We start from the raw sequence: 24,244 nt of genomic DNA, 5'->3' as shown, positions 1-24,244 counted from the left end.
CGACCATGTTTCACGAGGTCGTCGAAGACGGGAGGGTCTCCGGGGCCGGCGTCGCCGATGCCGACGCGGACGAGGTGACCCCGGCGGCGCTGCGCTCGGCGTTCGAGGCGCTACTGAGCGAGTCGGTGGCCGAGGCCGGCCGGGAGCGCATGAGAGACGAAACCGACGTCGATGAGGCGTCGATCGAGGCGGCCGCCGCGGGCGACGTGTCGGGAATCAGCGTCACCGACGCGGCGGCGATCGTCGCCGTGACGGCCGACCGCGACGCCGACGCGGTCGTCGCGGAGCTGCGCGACCACCTGCTGATGGGGATGGCGACGGCGGTGCTCGACGTCGACACCCTCGCGGCGGCGATCGACGCGGATCTCACCGGACAGGAGGTTCAACAGGCGCTGGAGGGCCGCGCCGGGATGACGGTGGGACAGCTCGCGGAGGTCATGGCGGTCATCGAGCGCCGCAAGCGATGAGGGTCGTCGTCGTCGGCTGCGGCTACGTCGGACTCGAACTCGCCGAGCAGCTCGCCGAGCTCGGCCACGCGGTGACGGGCGTGCGGCGATCGGACGCCGGCCTCGACGCCGTCGAAGCGGTCGGGAAGCGGGTCGAAGACGGCGAGGTCGATGCGGTGCGAGCGGACGCGACCGACCCGGCGTCGCTCGACGCGCTGCCCGACGCGGACGCCGTCGTCTTCGCGGCCAGCTCCGGGGGACGCGGCGCAGAGGCGGCCCGCGAGGTGTACGTGGACGGGCTCCGGAACGTGATCGAGGCGTACGCCGCGCGGTCGTCGCCGCCGGACAGGCTCGTATACACGTCGTCGACGGGCGTGTACGGCGACCACGACGGCGCGTGGGTCGACGAGGAGACGCCGATCGACCCCACCACCGAGAAGACGCGGGTGCTCGCCGAGGCGGAGCGGATCGCGCTGGAGACGGCCGGAGACGCCGGGATCGACGGGACCGTCGCCCGGTTCGCGGGGCTGTACGGACCGGACCGGTACCGGCTGGAGCGGTACGTCGAGGGTCCCGTCACCGCCGGCTACCTCAACATGGTCCATCGGGACGACGCCGCGGGGGCGATTCGGTACCTCCTCGAGACCGATCGCGCTCGGGACGAACCCGTCGTGGTGGTCGACGACGAGCCGGTCGACAAGCACGCGTTCGCCGACTGGCTCGCCGACGAGTGCGGCGTCCCGCGGCCGGAGAAGCGGTCGAAGGCCGAACGGATCGCGGCCGGAGAGCTCTCCGCGGCCGCCGAACGGCGGATCCGCACGAGCAAGCGCTGCTCGAACGACCGGTTGCGTGCGCTCGGCTACGAGTTCGCGTACCCGACCTTCCGCGAGGGATACCGCGACGCGGTGCGGTCGTTCGGCGGACCCGAGGAGTGAGCGCGGCGCCCGGTCCCGTCGTTGTCGACCGGTCGGAACAGTAACGAACCTTCATGTGGGGGGAGGGAGTCCCGAAGACATATGTGGAGCCTGAGCGTGGCCGACGAGCGGCTCTCGCAGGCGGAGACGCTCCTTCGGGAAAACCCGGAGCTGACGGCGATTGCCGTCGTCGTCGCGCTCGTCGCGCTCGCAGGGGGGTACCTCCTGTTCCGGGTTCGCTGGACGACAGGGATCCGGTTCCGACGGCTCCTCGCCGATCAAGAGGAGATCGCGGTGCTGATGCACCCGAACCCCGACCCGGACGCGATGTCGGCGGCGCTCGGCGTCGCGTCGCTCGCGTCGCAGGTCGGCGTCGACGCGACGGTGCAGTACCCCGGACAGATCCGCCATCAGGAGAACCGCGCGTTCCGAACGGTGCTCGATCTGGATCTGGAGCCGATCGAACACGTGAGCGACCTCGCCGCGGAGTCCGTGGTGTTGGTCGATCACAACGAGCCGCGGGGGTTCGCCGGGGCGGACGGCGTGCTCCCCGTCGCGGTCGTCGACCACCACCCCGGGGACGGCGCCGGAGAGCAGTTCACGGACGTCCGCACCGACTACGGAGCGACCGCGTCCGTCGTCGCCGAGTACTTCGAGGAGAACGACGCGACTCCGGTTCCGCCGGACAAGCACGCAAGCGAGACCGACAGCGACCTCACCCTCCCGACGGACACCGCAACCGGGCTCTTGTACGGGATCCTCTCCGACACGAAACACCTCACGGTCGGCGCGAGCGAGTCGGACTTCGCGGCCGCCGCGTACCTGTACCCCGGCGTCGACCAGGACCGCCTCGACCGCATCGCCAACCCCGCGGTCGACGCCGAGGTGCTGGAAGTGAAGGCGCGCGCCATCGCCGGGCGCCGCATCGAGGGGTCGTTCGCGGTCGCCGACGTCGGCGGCGTGAACAACGTGGACGCGATCCCGCAGGCGGCCGACGAGCTGATCCAGCTCGAAGGCGTCAGCGCTGTCGTGGTGATCGGCGAGCGGGACGGGACGGTTCACCTCTCCGGGCGCTCCCGGGACGATCGGGTCCACATGGGCAACGCGATCGACTCGGTGCTCGCGGACGTCGAGAACGGCGACGGGGGCGGCCACTCGCGGATGGGCGGCGGGACGGTCGCGCCGCGGATCGACCCGACGGGCGAGGGGGAGCCGGAGACGGTCGACCGGGACGAGCTCGCCGACGCGCTGTTCCGGGCGATGGCCGGCGACGTGTGACCGGCGCCGAATCGCGGGGAGGGAGGCCGCGGCCGGTGCCAGTATTTAATTACCAGGCCGCGAAGCTGACGGTATGCCCCTCGATCTCCCGATCGACGACGGCTGGCGCGCGCTCGCGGGCGTCGGCGTCGGCTACGCGCTCGCGACCGGACTGATTTTCCTCCTGCTGTTCGTGGTGCCGTACCTGATCGTTCGAGGACTGTAACTGCGAAAAACGGCGGCCGAGCGCGAGGCCTCAGGCGAACGCGAGCGAGTCGTCGGCGCCGCCGTCGTCGTCCTGCTGGAGCTTCTCGTGGGCCTCGAGGAAGTCGCCGAGCGTCACCTCGGTGCGGTCGTCGCGGATGGCGAACATCCCGGCCTCAGTGCAGATGGCCTTGATGTCGGCGCCGGACGCGTCCGGCGTCATCTCGGCGAGCTCGTCGAAGTCGATGTCGCTCGCGAGGTTCATCTTCCGGGTGTGGATCTGGAAGATGATCTCGCGGCCCTCCGTGTTCGGCTTGGGCACCTCGATGAGGCGGTCGAACCGGCCGGGACGGAGGATTGCGGGGTCGAGCATGTCGAAGCGGTTGGTCGCGGCGATGATCCGGACCTCGCCGCGCTCGTCGAAGCCGTCCATCTCGGAGAGCAGCTGCATCATCGTCCGCTGGACCTCGGCGTCGCCCGAGGTCTTCGAGTCCGTCCGCTTCGAGGCGATCGCGTCGATCTCGTCGATGAAGAGGACGGCGGGCTGGTTCTCGCGGGCGACCTCGAACAGGTCGCGGACGAGCTTCGCGCCCTCACCGATGAACTTGTGGACGAGCTCGGAGCCGGCCATCTTGATGAACGTCGCGTCCGTCTCGTTGGCGACGGCCTTCGCGAGCATCGTCTTCCCCGTCCCCGGCGGGCCGTACAGCAGGACGCCGCTCGGCGGCGTGATGCCGACGTCCTCGAACATGTCCGGGTGTTCCAGCGGCATCTCGACGGTCTCGCGGACCTCCTGCATCTGGTCTTCGAGCCCGCCGATGTCGGCGTAGGTGACGTCCGGCGAGTGCTCGACCTGCATCACGCGAGCCCGCACGTCGGTCTCCTTCTCCAGCTTCTTCACGACGGACAGGGAGTTGTTGACCGCGACCCGGTCGTCGGGGTCGAGCTTCTCGCGCATCTCCGCGGTGATCTCCGTGAGCGCCTCCTGGTTGTTTCCGTGCTGTTTGATCACGGCGCCGTCGGGCGTGATCTCCTGAACGGTCGCCACGAACAGCGGGGACTGCTTCAGCTTCTTGTTCTCGTGGGTGAGCCGTTCGAGCTTCTGCTGGTACTTGTTGTTCTCCGCGTTCGCGTCGAGGAGCTTGTCCCGCATCTCCTCGTTCTGCGACTCCAGCACGTCGAGCTCCTCCTGGAGGGACTCGATCTTCTCCTGTCTCGACGCCGCCCCCTCGTCGTAGGGGAGCTCGACGTCGTCGACGGTGTCGGTCATTACGCGTAATAAAGCGTCTCGCGCGTAAGAGGTTTCGGGTGGGGGAGAGGCAGACGAGACCGAGTGCGATTTAAATGCTTAGTGGTAATTAAACAGGATAGTAAATATTATTTGTCGGTATGAGATATGTGGAGACACGCATGAGCACTACCGACGCCGTCACCGCCGACGAGGACGTCGCGGACCGCTGGAACGCCGTCCGCGATCTGCCCCCGAGCGCGAAGCTCGTGGCGAAGGTCCTCGACTACAACGACACGCTGACGCAGAGCGAGCTCGCCGAGGAGACGCTGCTCCCGCCCCGGACCGTCAGGTACGCGCTCTCGCGGCTGGAGGAGGAGGACGTCGTCGACTCGCGGTTCTCCTTCACCGACGCCCGGAAGCGGCTGTACACGCTCGCGGTGTAGGTCGGCCGTCGGCGGCGAGGAGCGAGGAACGGGGAGTGGGCGAGCGGCGACGGGGCCCACCTTATCACCGATGCCGACGCAGGGACGCCGTGGTCTCGACTACCGCCGTCAAACGGGCGCTGACCGCGCTGGCGACGCGAACCGACACCGCGACCCGACCGTACCTCGCCGTGATCGACGAGGCCGAGGCCGCGCGAACCGACCTGCGACGCGCCGCGGCGTTCGCCGATTCGGTCGGGCTCGACCGGCTCTCGGAGGCGGTCGCGGCCGCCGAGCGCGACGGCGACGAGGCCGCGGCCGAGCGGGGCCGCGCGGCGCTCGCGGCCTATCGGGCGTTCCGCGAGGCGGCGGCCGGGGAGGACTGAGCGGAGCGATCCCTCGACCACTTTCACTCCGCCCCCGGAACCCCTAAACCCGATACCGGCCAAGGACCGGGCAGATGACACGGGTGATCCACACCGGCGACACCCACATCGGGTACGCGCAGTACCACTCGCCGGTTCGACGCCAAGACTTCCTCGACGCCTTCGACGCCGTGATCGACGACGCGATCGACGGCGACGTCGACGCGGTGGTCCACGCCGGCGACCTCTTTCACGACCGGCGGCCCGAGCTCGCCGACCTGATGGGGACGATATCGATTCTCCGGCGGCTCGACGACGCCGGGATCCCCTTCCTCGCGGTCGTCGGGAACCACGAGTCGACGCGGGGCGGCCAGTGGCTCGATCTGTTCGAGCGGCTGGGGCTCGCCACCCGCCTCGGCGACGAGCCGACCGTCGTCGGCGACACGGCCTTCTACGGCCTCGACCACGTCCCCGTCTCCCGCCGCGACGACCTCGACTACGCGTTCGCCGACCACGACGCCGACTACGCCGCCCTCGTCGCACACGGGCTCTTCGAGCCGTTCGGCTACGCCGACTGGGACACGGAGGAGGTGCTCGCAGAGAGCGACGTCGAGTTCGACGCGATGCTCCTCGGCGACAACCACACGCCAGACGTCGCCGAGGTCGCCGACACGTGGGTCACCTACCCGGGGTCCACCGAGCGCGCGAGCGCCAGCGAGGAGGAGGGACGCGGCTACAACCTCGTCACCTTCGACGCCGACGCCGCGGGCGGCGACGACCGCGTGGAGATCCGGCGGCGCGCGCTCGACACGCGCCCGTTCGTCTTCGTGGAGGTCGACCTCCGCGAGGGCGAGGGCGCGGCCCGGGTGCGCGAGAAGGTCCGCCAGCACGACCTCGACGACGCCGTCGTGCTCGTCGACGTGACCGGCGACGGCGACCCCGTCACCCCGGCCGCGATCGAGGAGTTCGCGACCGACGAGGGCGCGCTCATCGCCCGTGTCACCGACCGCCGCGAGGTCGAGACGGACGCCGAGGTGGACGTGAGCTTCGCCGACCCCGAGGACGCCGTGCGGGAGCGGGTCGAGGAGATGGCCCTCTCCGAGGCCGCCCGGGACGTCGACGAGGCGGTCCGTGCAGACACGCTCCCCGACAGCAACGTCAGAGCGACGGTGAAGGGACGGATCGAGGAGCGGATCGACGACCTCGACGCGTTCGCGGGAAGCGAGGCGAGCGGTGACGACACGGGAGACGCCGAGAACGCCGAGAGCGACGAGGCGGACGACGACGCGAGCGAGGACAACGCCGACACCGACGCTGACACCGACGAGGGCGACACCGACGAGGGCGACACCGATGAGGGCGACCCCGCCGATGAGAGCGACCCCGCCGATGAGAGCGACCCCGCCGATGAACGGAGCTCCGAGACGCCCGGAACCGACGGCCAGGTGTCCATGGAGGACTACCTGTGAACTTCGACCGCATCCGCCTCTCGAACTTCAAGCCGTACGGCAACGCCGACCTCCGGCTGACGGAGGGCGTCACGGTCATCCACGGGCTCAACGGCAGCGGCAAGTCGTCGCTGCTGGAGGCCTGTTTCTTCGCGCTGTACGGGTCGAAGGCGCTCGACGGGACCCTCGACGACGTCGTCACCAAGGGCGAGGAGGAGACGGAAGTGGAGCTGTGGTTCACCCACGACGGGAGATCGTACCGCATCGAGCGGCGGCTCCGGGTGTACGACGACCGGATCGACCACCAGTGCACGCTCGAGTCGACCGACGGGAGCGACGTGAGCCGCGACGGCGCGCGGGCGGTGCGCGAGTTCGTCACCGAGCTGCTCCGGATGGACGCCGAGGCGTTCGTCGGCTGCGCGTACGTCCGGCAGGGCGAGGTGAACGAGCTGATCGACGCCACCCCGCGGGAGCGGCAGGACACGATCGACGACCTGCTCCAGCTCGGGAAGCTAGAGGAGTACCGCGAGCGCGCCGGCGACGCGCGCCTCGGCGTCGAGGACGTGCTGGAGAACCGCCGCGGGCGGCTCGACCAGCTCGACGACCAGATCGAGGCGAAGGAGGAGCGCGACCTCCACGAGCGGCTCAACGGGCTCGAGAGCGACCTCGCCGAGGTCGCCGACGAGATCGAACGCTACGAGGACCAGCGCGAGCGAGCGACGGAGACGCGCGAGGAGGCCGCGGAGACGCTCTCGACCCACGCGGAGAAGCGTGAGGAGCTGGAGTCGGTCAAAGGAGAGATCGGCGAGATCGAGGAGTCGATCCGCGAGGCGGAGCGGGAGCGCGACGAGCACCGGGACGCGATCCGGGAGGCCCGCGAGCGGATCGATGAGATCGAGGCCGCGATCGACGACGGGCTCGATGACGCCGGCCTCGACGCGGCCGCCGAGGAGGCGATCGCGGCCCGCCGCGAGGAGCTCGACGATCGGGAGGAAGCGGTCCGCGAGGAGCTCGACGACGAGCGGGTGAGCGCCGAAGCGTTCCGAAATCAGGCGACGAACCTCGCCGGGAAGGCGGACGATCTCGTCGAGCGCGCCGCGGAGCTGCAAGCCGAGGCCGACGAGCTCGCCGAGGAGGCGGAGGCGGCCGCGGACGAGGCCGACGAGCGCGAGTCGTCGATCGAGGGGCTCCGCGAGGAGGCCGAGACCGTCCGCGAGCGGTTCGCGACCGCCGACGTCGACCGCGACGGCGTCGCCGACGAGCGCGACCGGCTCCGCGAGCGACGCGGCGAGGTCCGCGAGCGGATCGCGGAGCTGTCCGCGGAGCTGAAGAACGCCCGCGAGCGCGTCGACGAGGCCGAGGCGTTGCTCGCGGCCGGCAGGTGTCCCGAGTGCGGCCAGCCCGTCGAGGACTCGCCGCACGCGGCGGGGATCGAGGAGGACCGCGAACAGGTCGCCGAGCTGGAGACCGAACTGGAGGCGACCCGCGAACGCGAGGACGACCTCGACGACCGGATCGAGGAGCTGGACGGCCTCGCCGACGCCGCGGACCGGCTCGACGAGATCGACGAGACCGTCGAGATGCTCGAAGAGCGCGTCGACGAGCGGCGCGAGGAAGCCGAAACGAAGCGCGAGGAAGCCGAAACGAAGCGCGAGGAAGCCGAAACGAAGCGCGAGGAAGCCGAGGAGACGCGGGAGGTCGCCGCGGAGAAGCGGGAAGCTGCCGAGTCGGCCGCGGAGCGGGTCGCGGAGCTCGAGGACGCGCTCGCCGAGGTCGACGACGTCCGTGAGGCGGTGGACGCTGTCGAGGAGCGGACGGCGGCGATCGCAGAGGCCGAAGCCGAGATCGAGCGCCGCCGCGAGAAGCGGGAGACCCTCGCGGAGCTGAACGACGAGCGGCGCGACCGGCTCGCCGACAAGCGCGAGCGGCGCGACGAGCTCGCGGCCGCGGTCGACGAGGCGGCGGTCGAGGAGGCGAGACAGCGGAAGGAAGAGGCCGAGGAGTACCTCGAACGCGTCGACGGGGAGTTGGACCGGCTCGCGGAGCGACGCACGGAGCTGGAGAACGCCATCGGGAGCGTCAACGGCGAGATACGGGAGCTGGAGAACCTCCGCGCGGAGCGCGAGGAGCTGGCCGCGACCGTCGACGCGCTCGAGGGGCTCCACGAGGAGACGAGCGATCTGGAGGCGATGTACGGCGACCTCCGCGCGGAGCTCCGGCAGCGCAACGTCGCCGAGTTAGAGCGCACCCTCAACGAGACGTTCGACCTGGTGTACGGCAACGACGCCTACTCGCACATCGAGCTCGACGGCGAGTACGCGCTCACCGTCTACCAGAAGGACGGCGAGGCGCTCGACCCCGAGCAGCTCTCCGGCGGCGAGCGCGCCCTGTTCAACCTCTCGCTGCGCTGCGCGATCTACCGGCTGCTCTCCGAGGGGATCGAGGGCGCGGCGCCGACGCCGCCGCTCATCCTCGACGAGCCGACCGTCTTCCTCGACTCCGGGCACGTCTCCCGCCTCGTCCGGCTCGTCGAGGAGATGCGCGGCTTCGGCGTGGAGCAGATCCTCATCGTCAGCCACGACGACGAGCTGGTCGGCGCCGCCGACGAGCTGGTCACCGTCGAGAAGGAGCCGCGCTCGAACCGCTCGACGGTGCGTCGCGCGGACGCCGCCGAGCTCGACGTCGCCGAACTCGCGGACGACTGATCGTCTACTCGTCCGCGGCGCGGTCGTTCTCCCCGCTCGATCCGCCCCGCAGCCGTTCGAGCGCCTCGCTCGCGGCGTCCGTCGCCGCGTATCCGCGTCGTCCCCCGACGTCGACCTCGTCGATCAACCCGGCGGCGCGCAGTTCGGTGACCGTTCCGTGGAGGTCGGACTCGCACATGTCGGCCGTGTCGAGCAGCTCGATCGCGGAGAGCGGCCCCTCGTCGACGACCACGGCGAGCAGGCCGAGCGACCGGTCGTCGTGGACCGCCCGCACGGTCCGCCGGACCGGCTCGGGGATCCCGGAGGCCGCGGTCGCGAGCGGCGACTCCCCGTCGACGACGCTGAGCTCCTCGTTGTCGACGTAGCGCTCCGCGCCCGTGGCCGGGTCGCGGACCCGACTCGACTCCGCGGAGCGCTTCACGAGGAGGTACGTCTCGCCGTCGGCGTCGCGAACCGTCTGCATGGGTAGAGGAGAGGGGCCCCGAGGCATTACGCTTCCGGGGAGCCTACGGATCGCGGCCGTCGGCGGGAGCGGAGTCGTCGGCGGCCGCATCGGCCTCGGCTTCGACCGCATCGGCTTCGACTGCCTCGCCTTCCGCCGCTCCGTCTCGCGAGCGCTCCCAGGCGCGGTACGTCTGGTAGGTCCGGACGCCGGCGAGGAGCCCGGCGACGAGGAGGACCGGCCCGATCCGCGACCACCCCTCGAAGTACCACACCATCGGGCCGAGCGCGACGAGGAGCACCGCGGCGTTGGCGTAGATCACCGCGACGACGAACGCGCGGAGCGTGCCGGAGTCGACGTCGCTCGCGCCCTCGAAGTCGCCCCCGTCGTCGAACGTCTTCACCGAGGGGGCCTTCGGAATCTCCGGCGTCATCTCCCGCTCGGCGTCGGAGCTCTCGCCGAAGGAGACTTCGCCCTCGTCGTCCTCGTCGAGGCTGAACACGTGCGGTCGTACGCGGGGACGGTGGAAAGGGGTTCCGCCCCGGTTCGAGGGGTCGGATCGGAGACTCGTCTCTGAGAGAAAGAGCGACGACCCGTCGGATCAGACGGCGTCGGCGAGCCGGACCGTTCGGCTCGCCTCAACCCACGCGAGGGGGTTCGCGGCGTCGAACAACACCACGTTCCCGTCGTCCTCGTACACCTCCACCTCGGCGTCCGCGTCGCGCTCGGCCGGGCGAGCCGCCTTAGATTCCGAACGTGGGTCCGAAGACATAGACCGTGGTAAGTCATCACACATTAAATGCCTTTCCGTGCCGGGACTCCTCGCCGCACCCGAAAGCCGAGTTTTTTAGCCGGGTGACGCCGAAGGACGGATATGACTCAGTCGGGGCTGTCGGACTTCTCGTCGACCGGAGACGCGGGCGGCGGGGGGAACGACGGCACGGACGCCGAACGGGAGGACCTCGCCGCGCAGGAGGCGGCCGTCGTCGCCGGCGGGGGACGGGGGCGCGTCAGCGACGTCGTCGACGTCGACGAGGCGAAGTTCCCGGACTCCGCCGGGACCGTCGAGCTGATGATCACCCAGATCGACTACGCCGTGGAGGGGTACGGGAGCGACGAGTACCCCGTCGTCCACGTCTTCGGCCGGCGGCCGGCGGAGAACGTTGACGGGGACGTCGAGCACGACGTCCGCGAGCACGTCCGCGTGCTGGGCGTCGAGCCGTACTTCTACGTCCCCACCGCCGACCTCGACCGCGACCCCGTCGAGGCGTACGACGTCGTGATCGGCACGCGCGAGGAGGACGCCGAGGGAGAGCCGTACGAGAGCATCCGCGGCGAGCCGCTCACTCGGATCGTGACGCGGACACCCCGCGACGTCGGGACCATTCGGGACGACTTCGAGACGAGCTTCGAGGCGGACATCCTCTTCCCGAACCGCTTCCTTATCGACAACGGGCTCAACGGCGGGATGCGGGTCGAGGAGCGCCGGCTCGACGACGGCTCCGGAACGATACAGGTCCACGAGGGGCAGCTGGAGCCCGCCGAGGTCGACGCCGACCTCCGTGTGAACACCTTCGACATCGAGGTCGACGACCGGCGCGGCTTCCCCGAGGACGGCGAGGAGCCGATCATCTGTCTCACGAGCCACGACTCCTACGACGACGAGTACGTCGTCTGGCTGTACGACGCCCCCGAGGCCGAGATCCCGCCGCCCGAGGACCTCCCCGACTACGAGGGGATCGTGGGCGACGGCGAGGAGCTCGATTTCAGGGTGCGCACCTTCGAGGAGGAGGCCGCGATGCTCGACGCGTTCGTCGAGTACATCGACGACACCGACCCCGACCTCCTGACGGGGTGGAACTTCGAAGACTTCGACGCGCCGTACGTCTTGGACCGGCTGGAGGTGCTCGACGACGGGAGTCAGTACGACCTCTCTGTCGACCGACTCTCCCGAATCGGCGAGGTGTGGCGCTCCGGCTGGGGCGGCCCCGACATCAAGGGCCGGGTCGTCTTCGACCTGCTGTACGCGTACAAGCGGACGATGTTCACGGAGCTCGAGTCGTACCGCCTCGACGCAGTCGGCGAGCGCGAGCTCGGCGTCGGCAAGGAGCGGTACACCGGAGACATCGGCGACCTCTGGGAGCAGGACCCGGAGCGCTTGCTGGAGTACAGCATCCGCGACGTGGAGCTGTGCGTCGAGATCGACCGGAAACAGGACGTGATCGCCTTCTGGGACGAGGTGCGCACCTTCGTCGGCTGCAAGATCGAGGACGCGCCGACGCCGGGCGACACCGTCGACATGTACGTCCTCCACAAGGCGTTCGGGAAGTTTGCGCTCCCGACGAAGGGCCAACAGGAGTCGGAGGAGTTCGAGGGCGGCGCCGTCTTCGACCCGATCACGGGCGTCAAGGAGATGGTGACGGTCCAGGACTTAAAGAGCCTCTACCCGATGTGCATGGTGACGATCAACGCCGGTCCGGAGACGAAGGTCGACCCCGCCGAGTACGACGGCGAGACGTACGTCGCGCCCAACGGGACGCACTTCCAGAAGGAGCCGGACGGGATCATGCGCGAGATGGTCGACGAGCTCCTCTCCGAGCGCGAGGAGAAGAAGGCGCTCCGGAACGACCACGACCCCGGCACCGAGCCGTACGAGCAGTACGACCGACAGCAGGGAGCTGTCAAGGTTATTATGAACTGCTTCACGCCGGACACCGAGGTCGTGACTCCCAGCGGCGTTCGGTCGATTACGGAGTTGGAGGTCGGCGACGACGTGTACTCTCTCGATCCCGATACGGAGGAGATGGAGGTGAAGACCGTCGAAGAGACCCACGCGTACCCGGACTACCGGGACGAACTCGTCGATATTGAAACGTCGAAGATCGACTTCCGGGTGACGCCGAACCACCGGATGCTCGTCCGAAAGAACGAGACGAACGGGATCACCGAGGACGGGTACAGTTTCGTGGAGGCAGGCGACCTCGACCGGGCGACAAACTACGAACTGCCCCACGACTGGGACGGACCGGACGGCGAACGGATCGACGAGGTCGATCTGACCGAACTCGTCGACGGCAAGTACGAGGTGTGGATCCGACCCAGCGTCCACGGCCACACGTTCACCGCTGAGCTTGGCTGGACGCCGCGGCGCGTGCCGAAGGCAGATGTCGGCGAGACCGGCTACGTATTCACGGCGGCCGAGTTCGAGGAACATCGCGAGTACGTCGAGTCGGTGTGCGAGACGAGCTACGTTCACCGCGAGTCCGGACGGAAGTGGATTCCGCGGACCTACGACGGGGACGACTTCCTCGAACTGCTCGCGTGGTACGTCACGGAAGGAAACGTGTACACGTCCGAGGAGAAGCAGTTCGGCGACAACCTCCGCGGCTCCGCAACCACGGTACAGATCGCGCAGGATGCCGTGGCCGACGGCGGCGACTCCGACCACGAGACGATCGGCCAACTCCTCGATCGAATGGGATTGGATTACTACGTCGACGACCGAAGCTACCAGTTCACCTCGGAGCTACTCGGGGATCTCCTCCGGGACTGCTGTGGCGACGGGAGCTTCGAGAAACGAATTCCGGATCGCGTTTTTGAGGCGAACACGGCACAGAAACGCGCGTTCCTGGAAACGCTGATCGACGGCGACGGAGACCGCCAGACGGGATCGTGGCGATACACGACCTCGAGTGAGCGGCTTCGGGACGACGTGCTCCGCCTGTGTGCCCACCTCGGGCTTACCGCGAACTACAACCACGACAGCGGGAGCTGGCGGATCTACGTCACGGAAGCGGCGAAGAACACGCTTCGGATGCATCGGAGTAGCACTCGAAGCGAGGCCGAGGACGGTGTCTACTGCGTGACCGTCAAGGACAACCACACGCTTCTCGCCGGGCGGAACGGGAAGTTCCAATTCGTCGGACAGTCCCTGTATGGAGTGACGGGATGGGATCGGTTCCGCCTCTACGACAAAGAGGGCGCGGCGGCCGTCACGGCGACCGGTCGCGAGGTCATCGACTTCACCGAGGAGGCCGCGAACGAGCTCGGCCACGACGTTGCGTACGGGGACAGTATCACAGGCGACAGACCCGTCGTCGTGCGCGATCCCGAGGGTATCGTTCGAATCGTGCCGATTGCCGATCTCTTCGAGCGCTCGGACGCGACTGCGAGCGAGGATCTGATTGTGACTGCCGACGGCGGGCCTGTCGCTTCGGTGTCGATCGAGAAGGAACGGGGTGACGTGGACGAGTGGGAGGCGCTTTCGGTGGCCGAAGACGGCGAACCGGAGTGGCAGCCGATCGAGCAGGTGATCCGACACGAGACCGACAAACCGGTTGTCAACCTCCAGCATAAGTTCGGTGAGTCCACGACGACCAGAGATCATTCGTACGTCGTCGAAGAGGACGGCGACCTCGTCGAAACGAAGCCGGGAGACGTCAAAGAACCACTTCGGGTACCTGGTCTCCCCGAAGTCGAAACGGTGGAAACAGTCGACATATACGAGGTGTTGGAGGGGTACACACGCGAGTACGAGGACGGCCGAAGCGTCGGCAGCGAGAGCGCGGAGACGAAAGTCAAGCAAGTCCACGCAAACGATGACTGGGTCTGGTTTGGCCACAAGCACCACAACACGATAGAGCGGAGTATCAAGGTACAGCGACACGTCGAGTTAGACTCCGAAGAGGGACGGGCGCTCGTACGGCTGCTCGCCGCGTACGTCACCGAAGGGAGCGCGTCGACGATTGAGACGACCGATTCCAGGTTCGGTGCGAGCATCGCCGAATCCAGAACGGAGTGGCTAGAAAGCCTTCGAGACGACTACCTCCGTCTATTCGACGGAGCGACTGCAAGTGTCATCGCGTCAAACACGTCTGACGAGCGAACGGTCGAGTACGAAACGGACGACGGAGATCAGTCGGTTACGTACGACGATTGCACCTACAAGCTCCAGATGATGAACGAACTCTCGGCGGTGTTCTTCCGTGAATTCGCCGGACAAACGTCGCGTGGAAAGCGTATTCCGGGGTTCGTGTTCAATCTCCCCGAGGATCTCCAACAGCTCTTCGTCGACGTGCTCGTGGAGGGCGACGGCTCACGCGAATTCCCGCGATACTCGACCGAATACTGCGAGCGAAACTTCGACTTCGAGACAACGAGCCGAGAACTCGCGGCGGGCCTCTCGACCCTTCTTACCCAGCGTGGGGAGAAGCATTCGCTGAAGTACAGAGAGAGCAAAGGAAGCTACACGATTCGAACGTGTGATTACTATCGCGGCGGACGAGACCCGGTCGTCGAGGAAGTGGATCACGACGGGTACGTGTACGATCTCAGCGTCGCCGAGAACGAGAACTTCGTCGACGGTGTCGGCGGTATCGTCCTACATAACACCGATTCGGTCATGTTGTCCCTGGGCCAAGAAGTAGATAAGCAAGAGGCGATCGAGACCTCCTTCGAGATCGAGGACCACATCAACGAGCGGTACGACGACTTCGCGCGCGACGAGCTGAACGCCGAGTTCCACCGCTTTCAGATCGAGTTCGAGAAGCTCTACCGGCGGTTCTTCCAGGCGGGCAAGAAGAAGCGGTACGCCGGCCACATCATCTGGAAGGAGGGGAAAGACGTCGACGACATCGACATCACCGGCTTCGAGTACAAGCGCTCCGACATCGCACAGATCACGAAGGAGGTCCAGCAGAACGTCATCGAGACGATCGTCACGGGCGACGACATCGACGAGGACATGGAGGAAGTGAAGGCGTACCTCGTGGACGTCATCGCGCGCGTCCTCGACGGCGAGATGGACCTCGACGAGATCGGGATCCCGGGGGGGATCGGCAAGAAGCTGGACGCCTACGACACCCCGACCGCGCAGGTCCGCGGGGCGAAGTACGCGAACCTCATGCTCGGGACCAACTTCGGCAGCGGGTCGAAGCCGAAGCGGCTCTACATCGAGAAGGTCCACCCCGACTTCTGGCAGCGGATGGAAGAAGAGGAGGGACTCGACCCGCAGCGGGACCACCTGTACGGGGAGTTCAAGCGCGACCCGGACGTGATCTGCTTCGAGTACGCCGACCAGGTCCCCGACGAGTTCGAGGTCGACTGGGAGAAGATGCTGGACAAGACGCTGAAAGGGCCCATCGAGCGCGTGATCGAGGCGCTCGGGATGTCGTGGGAGGAGGTCAAGACCGGCCAAGAGCAGACGGGACTCGGCTCGTTCATGTAGCAGAGTCGCATCTTGGAAAGCAGTTTTCGATCGTTGGAAAAATTCTTATCGGATTTGGGATTTTTGACGGGTAGATGCGTAACCATTAACCTCCTCAACCACTACCATCGAGGTACGAGGCACGAGAATACACATGGCTACTCTCGAAATCAACGATCTTCACGCACGAGTGGCGGAAGAGGGCGGCGAACGCATCCTTCTCGGGGTCGATCTGACCGTCGAGACCGGCGAGATCCACGCGCTGATGGGGCCGAACGGCTCCGGGAAATCGACGCTCGCGAAGGTCATCGCCGGCCACCCGGCGTACGAGGTCACCGGCGGCGAGGTCCTGCTCCACCTCGACGAGGAGGACGTCGCCGACGTCGACGCCGACCTCGACGACGAGGACTACCACTGGGAGCTGCTGGAGCTGGAGCCGAACGAGCGCGCGGCGCTCGGCATCTTCCTCGGCTTCCAGTACCCGGCGGAGATCGAGGGGGTCACCATGACGAACTTCCTCCGGCAGGCGCTCAACGCCAAGGCGGACGAGCGCGAGGAGCTGTTCGAGGACGAGGACGCCGAGGAGGCCGACGCGGACGACGAGGATGAGGGGTACGAGACCTCCCCGATGGAGGGCCCCGCCGACGACGGCGAGATCGGCGTCGCCGAATTCCAGCAGATCCTCTCGGAGAAGATGGAGCTGCTCGACATGGACGAGAAGTTCATGCAGCGATACCTCAACGCCGGCTTCTCCGGCGGCGAAAAGAAGCAGAACGAGGTCCTGCAGGCCGCGATGTTAGAGCCCGCGATCGCCGTGCTCGACGAGATCGACTCCGGGCTCGACATCGACCGGCTCCAGGACGTCTCGAAGGGGATCAACGCGCTCCGTGACGAACAGGGCACGGGCGTCCTCCAGATCACCCACTACCAGCGCATCCTCGACTACGTCGAGCCCGACCACGTCCACGTGATGCTTGACGGCAAGGTCGTCAAGAGCGGCGGCGCGGAGCTCGCCGAGAAGCTCGAGGACAAGGGGTACGACTGGGTCCGCGAGGACGCGTTCGAGGCGGCGTAACCACAAATGGTCACGCAACAGGAATAAACGGGGGAACACGTAACACATTACCATGAGTTCACAACAAGACGACCTCAAAGAGACAGACACCGAGGCCCGCTTCGAGTTCAAGAAGGAGGAGAAGTCCGCCTTCCAGACCGAGAAGGGCCTCACCGAGGAGACGGTCCGCGTCATCTCGGAGGACAAGGACGAACCGGAGTGGATGCTGGAGCGGCGCCTGCGCGCGCTCGAGCAGTTCCAGGAGATGCCGATGCCGACCGACTGGCCCGGGCAGCCGGACCTGAGCGAGGTCGACATCGACGAGATCATCCCGTACATCCGACCCGACGTGGACGTCCGCGCCGGCGTCGACGACTGGACGGAGCTCCCGGACGAGATCAAAGACACCTTCGACAAGCTGGGCATCCCGGAGGCCGAGAAGAACGCGCTCTCCGGCGTCGGCGCCCAGTACGAGTCGGAGGTCGTCTACCAGAACATGCAGGAGCGGTGGGAGGAGAAGGGCGTCATCTTCTGTAACATGGACGAGGCCGTCCAGGAGCACGAGGAGATCGTCCGCGAGCACTTCATGACGAAGTGCGTCCCCCCGAGCGACAACAAGTTCGCGGCGCTCCACGGCGCCATCTGGTCGGGCGGCTCGTTCGTCTACGTGCCGGAGAACACCACCGTCGACATGCCGGTGCAGGCGTACTTCCGGATGAACTCCGAGGGGATGGGCCAGTTCGAGCACACGCTCATCATCGCCGAGGAGGGCTCCGAGGTCCACTACATCGAGGGCTGTTCGGCGCCGAAGTACTCGGCCTTTAACCTCCACTCCGGCGGCGTCGAGGTGTTCGTCGGCGAGGACGCGCACGTCCAGTACTCGACCGTGCAGAACTGGTCGAAGAACACGTACAACCTGAACACGAAGCGCGCCATCGCCGAGAAGGGCGGGCGCATGGAGTGGATCTCCGGGTCGATGGGGTCGAAGGCGACGATGCTGTACCCCTCGACGATCCTGAAGGGCCGCGGCGCCTCCGACAACCACATCACCATCGCCTTCGCGGGCGAGGGCCAGGACATCGACACCGGCGCGAAGGTGTACCACAACGCGCCGGACACCAAGTCGACCGTCGAGTCGAAGTCGATCGCGAAGGACGGCGGCCGCACGAACTACCGCGGTCTCGTCCACATCGCAGACGGCGCCGAGAACTCCTCGACGGCCGTGGAGTGCGACGCGCTGATGTTCGACAACGAGTCGACCTCCGACACCATGCCGTACATGGAGATCAACGAGTCGAAGGTCGACGTCGCCCACGAGGCGACCGTCGGGAAGATCGGCGACGAGGACATCTTCTACCTGCAGTCGCGCGGCCTCGACGACGACGACGCCAAACAGATGATCGTTTCGGGCTTCATCGAGCCCATCACGGAGGAGCTGCCCATCGAGTACGCCGTCGAGCTGAACCGGCTCGTCGAACTCGAGATGGAGGGCTCGCTCGGATAACATGAGCACGCAAGCAATCGAGAGCCTCTCGGAGGACACGATACGACGCATCGCCGACGAACGCGACGAGCCCGAGTGGCTCCTCGAGACCCGTCTGAACGCGCTGTCCGCGCTGGAGACGGCCGAGCTGCCCGACGTCATCCAGACGCCCGGGCGCCGCTGGACCGACCTGGAGGCGCTCGATTTCGAGGCGCTCGTCGACCCGCTTGACCAGTCCGACGCCACGGAGCGGACGGCCGGCGACGACGAGGTCGTCGTCCTCCCGTTCACCGAGGCGTTCGACGAGTACGGCGACGTCATCGAGGCCAACTTCGGCTCGGTGCTCGACCCCGAGCACAACTACCTCACGGCCCTGTCGGTCGCGCTCTTTACCACCGGCACGTTCGTCTACGTCCCGGAGGGCGTCGACGTCGAGGACGTGACGGTCCGCGCGGAGATGAACTCCCGCTCGCTGTTCAGCCAGACGCTCGTCGTCGCCGAGGAGTCGTCGTCGGTGACGATCCTCGAGTCGATCGAGAGCGGTGAGGGAAGCGTCGACGGCGACCGGTACTTCTCGAACCTCGTCGAGATCGCGGCGGGCGAGAACGCGAACGTCCAGTTCGGCTCGCTCCAGAACCTCGACGACGACTCGTACACCTACTCGCTGAAGCGCGGCGTGACGGACGCGTACGCGACGATCGACTGGATCGAGAGCAACTTCGGCTCGAAGCTCACCCGCTCCGACGTCGAGACCGAGCTGAGCGGCGACGGCTCCGAGAGCCAGATCGTCGGGACGTTCTTTGGCACCGACGACCAGCACTTCGACCTGAACGCCCGCGTCTGGCACCAGGCCGAGCACACGACGGCCGACCTCGTCACGCGCGGCGTGCTCGACGACGTGGCCCGCTCCGTCTACGAGGGCGTCCAGGACGTCGGCGAGGACGCGTGGAACACCTCCAGCTACCAGCGCGAGAACACGCTCATGCTGTCGGACGACGCCGAGGCCGACGCGTCGCCGAAGCTGATCATCCACAACCACGACACCGAGGCGTCGCACTCCGCGACGGTCGGACAGGTCGACGCCGAGGACCTGTTCTACCTCGAGAGCCGCACGATCGACTCCCGCACGGCGCGGAACATGCTCGTCGAGGGCTTCTTCGTCCCCGTGTTAGAGGAGATCGCGGTCGACGAGTTCCGCGACGACGTCCAGGAGCTCGTCCTCCAGCGCCTCCAGTAACCCGCGGGTCTCGGTCCTCCACTGGGGGCGGTGACGACGGATTTTCCGTTTTTTCGCGACGACGAGCCCCGGCTGAAGGGGAACTCCTTAAGTCGGACTACGCCCGAGGGCGCATGTATGCGAACGGGCGTATCGAGCGGTGACGGGTGGTCGCCGTGAGCGTGAGCCAGCGGATCGCCTCCGACGACCAGCTCGCTCGGCTGCTGCAGATCGGGATCGTGTTGGAGGAGGTGGTCGAGGCGCGGGCGCACCACCACTACCAGCGCCTCGACGCCGAACTCGACGACGAGATCGAGACCCTGCTCGCGGACGCGGCCGAGGAGTCCGCGGACCACCGCGAGCGGCTGGAGTCGCTCATCTCCGGACTCGGGGTCGACAGCGTCCCGTTCGACGAGATCGAGTCGCTCGTCGACGCCCGCTACGGGCGGACCAAGCCCGAGGACTTCGACGGGATCTTATACGACCAGCTCTGCAACGAGGAGACGGCGTACAAGTTCTACGACGACCTCATCGAGGCGATCAAGGCGTCCGACGCCGAGTTCTCGGTCGACCGGGAGCGCCTCTTGGAGACGTTGGAAACGATCCGGGAGGAGGAGGCCGAGGGCGTCAGCGAGGTCACGGAGGTCATGGAGCGACGATGAACCGGCGTATCGAACCGACGACGAGCCCCGACGGAGGAGAGCCGTGAACACCGCAGACCAGTACCTCAAGACGATATACGTCGTACAGGAACAGGAGGACGGCCCGGCCTCGACGGGGTCGATAGCCGACGCCCTCGACGTGAGCCCGGCGAGCGCGAACGAGATGATCGGCAAGTTAGAGGAGCGCGGACTCGCCGAACACGAGAAGTACAAGGGCGTCCGGCTCACCGACGACGGTATCATCCGGGCGCGGGACGCCCTCCAGACGTACTGCATCATCGAGCGGTTCCTCGCGAACGTGCTCGGCGTCGAGGAGTTCCGCGAGGAGGCCCACGAGCTGGAGGCCGTCATCGACGACACCGTCGCCGAGCGACTCGACACGATCATCGACCGCCAGCCGGAGTGTCCGGACTGCTTCGACCCCGAGACGGACGCCTGCGCGTGTCTGGAGGTCGCGATGGCGCCCGTCGAGTCGGACTGAGGCGGTCGGTACCCGTCCGGCGGCTTTAGACGCCCGTCGAGTACCGCAGAATGCCCGCGATGCCGCCGAACGCGTCGAGCAGCTGCTCGCCCTTCTCGAAGTCCGTGGAGATGAACTTCGTGTCCGTGCCGCGCTGCTCGGCGATGCTCATCAGGTGTTCGATCACGTCGTCGCGCTCGTCGACCTCGGCCGGCTCGCCGCACTCGGAGCACTCGTGGTCCGGGGTCGAGTGCCGCGAGTCGATCACCTCGTACTCCTCGTGGCCGTTCGGGCACTCGTAGACGACGACGTCGGAGCGGAGGTCCTCGGAGATGAGCAGCCGGTCGACCGACCCCATGATCAGGTTCCGGCGGGTCTGCTCGAAGCCGTACGTGGCCTCCTCGCCGGTGTTGAGCTTCTCGAAGAACTCGTCCATGTGACGTTTGTCCTCGACGATCTCCTGGTCGGCGAGCGCCTCGCTGGCGTTGTCGACGAGGTCCTTCAGGCCGGACTCGTCGGTGTAGGCCACGTCGAACTTTCCGAGCACCTTGTCCTGGAGCTCGTGGTGGAGGTAGTCGCCGTCGAGGAACTCGTCTTTCGTCGGGGAGGGGCCGCCGACGAGGATGCCGTCGAGCTCGTGGCGCTTGTCGACGAACAGGTCGTCGGCCATCCCGGCGACCTCCTGATAGAAGTTGTCGATCGCTTCGAGGCGGAGGCGGGCGAATCGCTGGGCTGACTGTCCCCCCTTCCGCTGTTTGCCGGGGACGAGCGAGGAGGCGGACTTGACGGGCTCGACGCGCTTGCCCTTCAGCCAGCCGACGTTGGCCTCGCGGCGGTCCAAGACGATGAGCCCGAACAGCCCGGAGTCCTCCAGCATGTGTTCGAGCGGCTCGGTGAGGAACTCGGAGTCGCAGTGGTAGCGGAACGACTCGACGGGCTGGGGCGGCGACTCCAGCGTCCGGGTGACCATGTCGGTCTGGCCGCCGCCGGCGTCGATCGCCCCCGAGAAGATCACCATGCCGTTCTCGGGCGGGAAGGTGTCGTAGTAGCGGAGGCGGTCCTTGATCGAGGTGAGCGCGTCTTGGACGGCCGTCCGAGTCTGCTTGGACTTGATGTTGGACGCCTCGCTGTGCTCCTGGGTGACGTGCGCGACCACGTCGGAGATCTGCCGATCCTCGGGGATGTAGATGGTGACGAGCTGCGTGCCGGAGCCCTCGAAGTCGCGGAGCTCCTCGATGACCTTGCGGAACTCGTACTTCCGCCGGTCGTCGCTCGCCTCTTGGGCGTCGCTACTCATTACCCGAACTACGGCGGCGTGCGTGTAAGTAAGCTTTGACCTTCCCGGCAGCGCGACGGTACCGGATCACACGGGCGTTCGATCGCGGGGGCGTTTATAAATAATGAGCGGAGGCGCGCGCCTCTGAGCGGCCGCCGAAGGCGGCCGTGAGGAGCGCGTGCGAGGGAGTCGGTCGCCCGGAGCGAAGCGGAGGGCGGCCGACAGGGCGAGAGCTCTGCTCTCGCTTGCAACCGGCGCGTAGCGCCGGTGACGAGGCTGGGGAGGCGTGAGGTTGCGGTCGCGGTGCAGTGCGGGGAGGGACTCAAAGGGGCAGTCGCGAGGGCGAAGCACGGTGACGTAAGGACCGCAGCGAGCGACGCGAGCGAGGACCGCAACGAACCGCGCGAGTCCTCGCGACTGGGGCTTTGGCAGTGTACACCGACGATCCCGAATCGACTATTTATAAGCGATCGGCTGGGACTCTGACAGAGTTCACCGCACCGCCGACGGCGACACCACGGGCGAACAAAATCGATCGACGACTTCGACAGTACCGATCCTACATCGACTCGGGCGCCTCGACCCCGAGCACGTCCAGCGCGTTCGCCATCGTGTGCTTCGCGGCCGCGACGAGCGCGACGCGGGCGGCCCGGAGCTCGTCGTCCTCGGCGGTGACGACCGGGCACTCCCTATAAAAGGCGTTGTACGCGTCGGCGAACTCGCGGGTGAACGTCGCGACCGTGTGCGGCTCGAGGTCGTCGGCCGCCGCCTCGATGACGGCTGGGAAGCGGGCGACCTCGCGGAGGAGCTCGCGGGCCGCGTCGGTCTCGAGGGCCGCGGCGTCGACGTCGAGGGCGTCGGCGTCGACGGCGCCGTCGGACCCGGCGTCCGCCGTCACGCCCGGCACGTCGACGCCGGCGGCCGCGGCCTCGTCGAGGATGCCGGCGCAGCGCGCGTGGACGTACTGGACGAACGGGGCCGACTGCGCCTCGAAGTCGAGCGCGTCCTCCCACTCGAAGGTGATCGCCTTCGCGGGCTGCTTCGAGACGATGTCGTACCGGACCGCGCCGATGCCGACCTGGTGAGCGATGCGCTCGACGTCCTCGTCGGTGAGGTCGTCGTCGCGGATGCGGTCGTCCATCCGGCTCTCGACGGCCTCGCGGGCGCGGTCGATCGCCTCGTCGAGCAGGTCGTCGAGCATCACGCCGGTCCCGCGCCGGGTGGACATCTTCCCGTCGGGGAGGTTGACGTACGAGTAGATGACGTGGCCGAGCCGGTCGGTGTCGTTGCCGAGCAGCTCTAAGGTCGCGTCGAGCTGGTCGGCCTGCAGCTTGTGGTCCTCGCCGAGCACGGTGACGGCGCGGTCGTAGTTGTCGAACTTCCACTCGTGGTGCGCCAGGTCGCGGGTGGTGTAGAGACTCGTGTCGTCCGAGCGCAGGAAGACGAGGTTCTTGTCGATCCCCCACTCGTCGAGCTCCAGCTGCCAGGCGTCCTCCTCGTACACCGCGTGCTCGGTCTCCTTGAGCCGCGCGGCGATATCGTCGGTGGAGCCGTCGCGCATGAACCGCGTCTCCTTGACGAACTCGTCGAACTCCGCGGGGAGCCGCGCGAGGCACTCCTTCATCCCGCCGAGGACGGTGTCGACGACCTCGCCGACCCGTTCGTACGTCTCCTCGTCGCCGGCCTCGAGCCCCTGCAGAATCGCGGAGATCTCCGCTTCGGCGGCGTCGACCTCGGCGGGGTCGGCCTCCTCTAAGAAGGCGTTCCCCTTCCGGTAGTAGCGAACGAGGTCGTACTCGGCGCGGTCGCGGGCGGGCTCCGCGTCGAGGTCGGACTCGTCGAACCGCTCGTACGCCCACGTGAACACCGCCATCTGGCGGCCCGCGTCGTTGACGTAGTAGTGGCGGTCGACGTCGTAGCCCGCGTACGCCATGAGGTTCGCGACCGCGTCGCCGACGATCGGGTTGCGCGCGCGGCCGACGTGGACCGGGCCGGTCGGGTTCGCGCTCGTGTGCTCGACGACGACCGAGGCGTCGCGGTCGGGGAGCGCGCCGTAGCCCGCGTCGGCGGCGGCCGCGTCGAGCGTGTCGACGAGGTAGCGCTCGCCGGCGTGGAAGTTGACGTACGGGCCGGCGGTGTCGACCGCGGCGAGGTAGTCGTGGCCGGAAACGTCGACCGCGTCGGCGACCTCGCTCGCGACGTTCGGCGGCGCGTCGCCGACCTCGCCCGCGAGCCGGAAGGCGACGCTGGAGGCGAGCGTCGCGTCCATGTCGTCGGGCGGGCGTTCGATACCGAGGTCGTCGGTCGGGAGGTCGAGCGAGGCGAGCGCGTCACCGAGCGCGTCGGCCACCTCCGACCGGAACTGCCTGAACATACCGTCCGTTCGTCGGTCGGCCTAAAAGGCCCTTCCGAAGCGACGCGCGTGCGAGGTCGCCGGCGCGACGCGCCGGTGAC

At 67.5% G+C, this 24,244-nt stretch carries 19 protein-coding genes and 1 pseudogene; 14 read left to right on the top strand and 6 right to left on the bottom strand.

Annotation, left to right across the window (positions count from 1 at the left end; genetic code table 11):
• Positions 1-5: 5 nt before the first annotated feature.
• The 4 genes from B4V06_RS10105 to B4V06_RS10090 all read left to right on the top strand — a co-directional run bounded on the left by B4V06_RS10105 (position 6) and on the right by B4V06_RS10090 (position 2,843).
• On the top strand, positions 6-467 hold the full coding sequence (locus tag B4V06_RS10105; RefSeq protein WP_123113744.1) for a DUF5791 family protein: 462 nt from the start codon (positions 6-8) through the stop codon (positions 465-467).
• Complete coding sequence (locus B4V06_RS10100) at positions 464-1,381, top strand: NAD-dependent epimerase/dehydratase family protein (RefSeq protein WP_498169594.1); 918 nt, start codon at positions 464-466, stop codon at positions 1,379-1,381. Before B4V06_RS10105 ends, B4V06_RS10100 begins: the two co-directional genes overlap by 4 nt.
• Before the next feature lie 81 nt (positions 1,382-1,462).
• The gene (locus B4V06_RS10095; RefSeq protein ID WP_123113742.1) at positions 1,463-2,638 is read left to right on the top strand and encodes a DHH family phosphoesterase; all 1,176 of its coding nucleotides are present in this window, start codon (positions 1,463-1,465) and stop codon (positions 2,636-2,638) included.
• 73 nt (positions 2,639-2,711) lie between these two features.
• On the top strand, positions 2,712-2,843 hold the full coding sequence (locus B4V06_RS10090) for a hypothetical protein (protein ID WP_255212570.1): 132 nt from the start codon (positions 2,712-2,714) through the stop codon (positions 2,841-2,843).
• A 30-nt stretch (positions 2,844-2,873) separates the two neighbouring features.
• Here B4V06_RS10090 and pan1 read toward each other — a convergent pair whose 3' ends face one another.
• On the bottom strand, positions 2,874-4,091 hold the full coding sequence (gene pan1, locus B4V06_RS10085) for a proteasome-activating nucleotidase Pan1 (protein ID WP_123113741.1): 1,218 nt from the start codon (positions 4,089-4,091) through the stop codon (positions 2,874-2,876).
• 140 nt (positions 4,092-4,231) lie between these two features.
• Here pan1 and B4V06_RS10080 point away from each other — a divergent pair, with 140 nt between their 5' ends.
• The 4 genes and pseudogenes from B4V06_RS10080 to rad50 all read left to right on the top strand — a co-directional run bounded on the left by B4V06_RS10080 (position 4,232) and on the right by rad50 (position 8,992).
• On the top strand, positions 4,232-4,495 hold the full coding sequence (locus B4V06_RS10080) for a MarR family transcriptional regulator (protein ID WP_123113740.1): 264 nt from the start codon (positions 4,232-4,234) through the stop codon (positions 4,493-4,495).
• 89 nt (positions 4,496-4,584) lie between these two features.
• A pseudogene (locus tag B4V06_RS10075) lies at positions 4,585-4,938 on the top strand (DUF7966 family protein).
• Positions 4,935-6,308, top strand: a complete 1,374-nt coding sequence (gene mre11 / locus B4V06_RS10070; protein WP_123113738.1) for a DNA double-strand break repair protein Mre11 — start codon at positions 4,935-4,937, stop codon at positions 6,306-6,308. The pseudogene B4V06_RS10075 and the gene mre11 overlap by 4 nt, the downstream one beginning before the upstream one ends.
• Positions 6,305-8,992 (top strand): DNA double-strand break repair ATPase Rad50, encoded by a 2,688-nt coding sequence (rad50, locus tag B4V06_RS10065; protein ID WP_123113737.1) that lies wholly within the window; start codon positions 6,305-6,307, stop codon positions 8,990-8,992. The genes mre11 and rad50 overlap by 4 nt, the downstream gene beginning before the upstream one ends.
• A 4-nt stretch (positions 8,993-8,996) precedes the next feature.
• Here rad50 and B4V06_RS10060 read toward each other — a convergent pair whose 3' ends face one another.
• From B4V06_RS10060 to B4V06_RS10050, 3 genes are all read right to left on the bottom strand, one after another.
• Positions 8,997-9,455 carry a DUF7346 family protein gene (locus B4V06_RS10060; RefSeq protein ID WP_123113736.1) on the bottom strand — a complete coding sequence of 153 codons (459 nt, stop codon included), beginning with the start codon at positions 9,453-9,455 and terminating at the stop codon, positions 8,997-8,999.
• A 43-nt stretch (positions 9,456-9,498) separates the two neighbouring features.
• On the bottom strand, positions 9,499-9,936 hold the full coding sequence (locus B4V06_RS10055; RefSeq protein WP_123113735.1) for a DUF7322 domain-containing protein: 438 nt from the start codon (positions 9,934-9,936) through the stop codon (positions 9,499-9,501).
• Between the two features lie 99 nt (positions 9,937-10,035).
• The gene (locus B4V06_RS10050; protein ID WP_176329371.1) at positions 10,036-10,206 is read right to left on the bottom strand and encodes a DUF7331 family protein; all 171 of its coding nucleotides are present in this window, start codon (positions 10,204-10,206) and stop codon (positions 10,036-10,038) included.
• A gap of 102 nt (positions 10,207-10,308) precedes the next feature.
• On the opposite strand from B4V06_RS10050, the gene B4V06_RS10045 reads away from it, so the two are divergent.
• From B4V06_RS10045 to B4V06_RS10020, 6 genes are all read left to right on the top strand, one after another.
• Entirely contained in the window at positions 10,309-15,660 is a 5,352-nt protein-coding gene (locus B4V06_RS10045) for a DNA polymerase domain-containing protein (RefSeq protein WP_123113734.1), read from the top strand.
• 133 nt (positions 15,661-15,793) lie between these two features.
• The gene (locus B4V06_RS10040; protein ID WP_123113733.1) at positions 15,794-16,714 is read left to right on the top strand and encodes an ABC transporter ATP-binding protein; all 921 of its coding nucleotides are present in this window, start codon (positions 15,794-15,796) and stop codon (positions 16,712-16,714) included.
• 52 nt (positions 16,715-16,766) lie between these two features.
• Positions 16,767-18,197 (top strand): Fe-S cluster assembly protein SufB, encoded by a 1,431-nt coding sequence (gene sufB, locus B4V06_RS10035; protein ID WP_123113732.1) that lies wholly within the window; start codon positions 16,767-16,769, stop codon positions 18,195-18,197.
• Position 18,198: 1 nt separating this feature from the next.
• The gene (sufD, locus tag B4V06_RS10030; protein ID WP_123113731.1) at positions 18,199-19,413 is read left to right on the top strand and encodes a Fe-S cluster assembly protein SufD; all 1,215 of its coding nucleotides are present in this window, start codon (positions 18,199-18,201) and stop codon (positions 19,411-19,413) included.
• A gap of 155 nt (positions 19,414-19,568) precedes the next feature.
• A complete protein-coding gene (locus B4V06_RS10025) occupies positions 19,569-20,054 on the top strand; it encodes a ferritin-like domain-containing protein (RefSeq protein WP_123114902.1) in 486 nt (161 codons plus the stop codon).
• Positions 20,055-20,097: 43 nt separating this feature from the next.
• Positions 20,098-20,535, top strand: a complete 438-nt coding sequence (locus B4V06_RS10020) for a metal-dependent transcriptional regulator (RefSeq protein ID WP_123113730.1) — start codon at positions 20,098-20,100, stop codon at positions 20,533-20,535.
• 25 nt (positions 20,536-20,560) lie between these two features.
• On the opposite strand, the gene prf1 is transcribed toward B4V06_RS10020, so the two are convergent.
• Positions 20,561-21,811, bottom strand: coding sequence for a peptide chain release factor aRF-1 (gene prf1 / locus B4V06_RS10015; protein WP_498169582.1), 1,251 nt, complete (start codon positions 21,809-21,811; stop codon positions 20,561-20,563).
• Positions 21,812-22,349: 538 nt separating this feature from the next.
• Entirely contained in the window at positions 22,350-24,164 is a 1,815-nt protein-coding gene (argS, locus tag B4V06_RS10010; RefSeq protein ID WP_498169579.1) for an arginine--tRNA ligase, read from the bottom strand.
• Positions 24,165-24,244 lie beyond the last annotated feature (80 nt).

This window comes from Halorubrum sp. B53 (assembly GCF_059752395.1).
The sequence above is the reverse complement of the archived record's forward strand: the minus strand, read 5'-3'. Positions and strand labels throughout refer to the sequence as shown.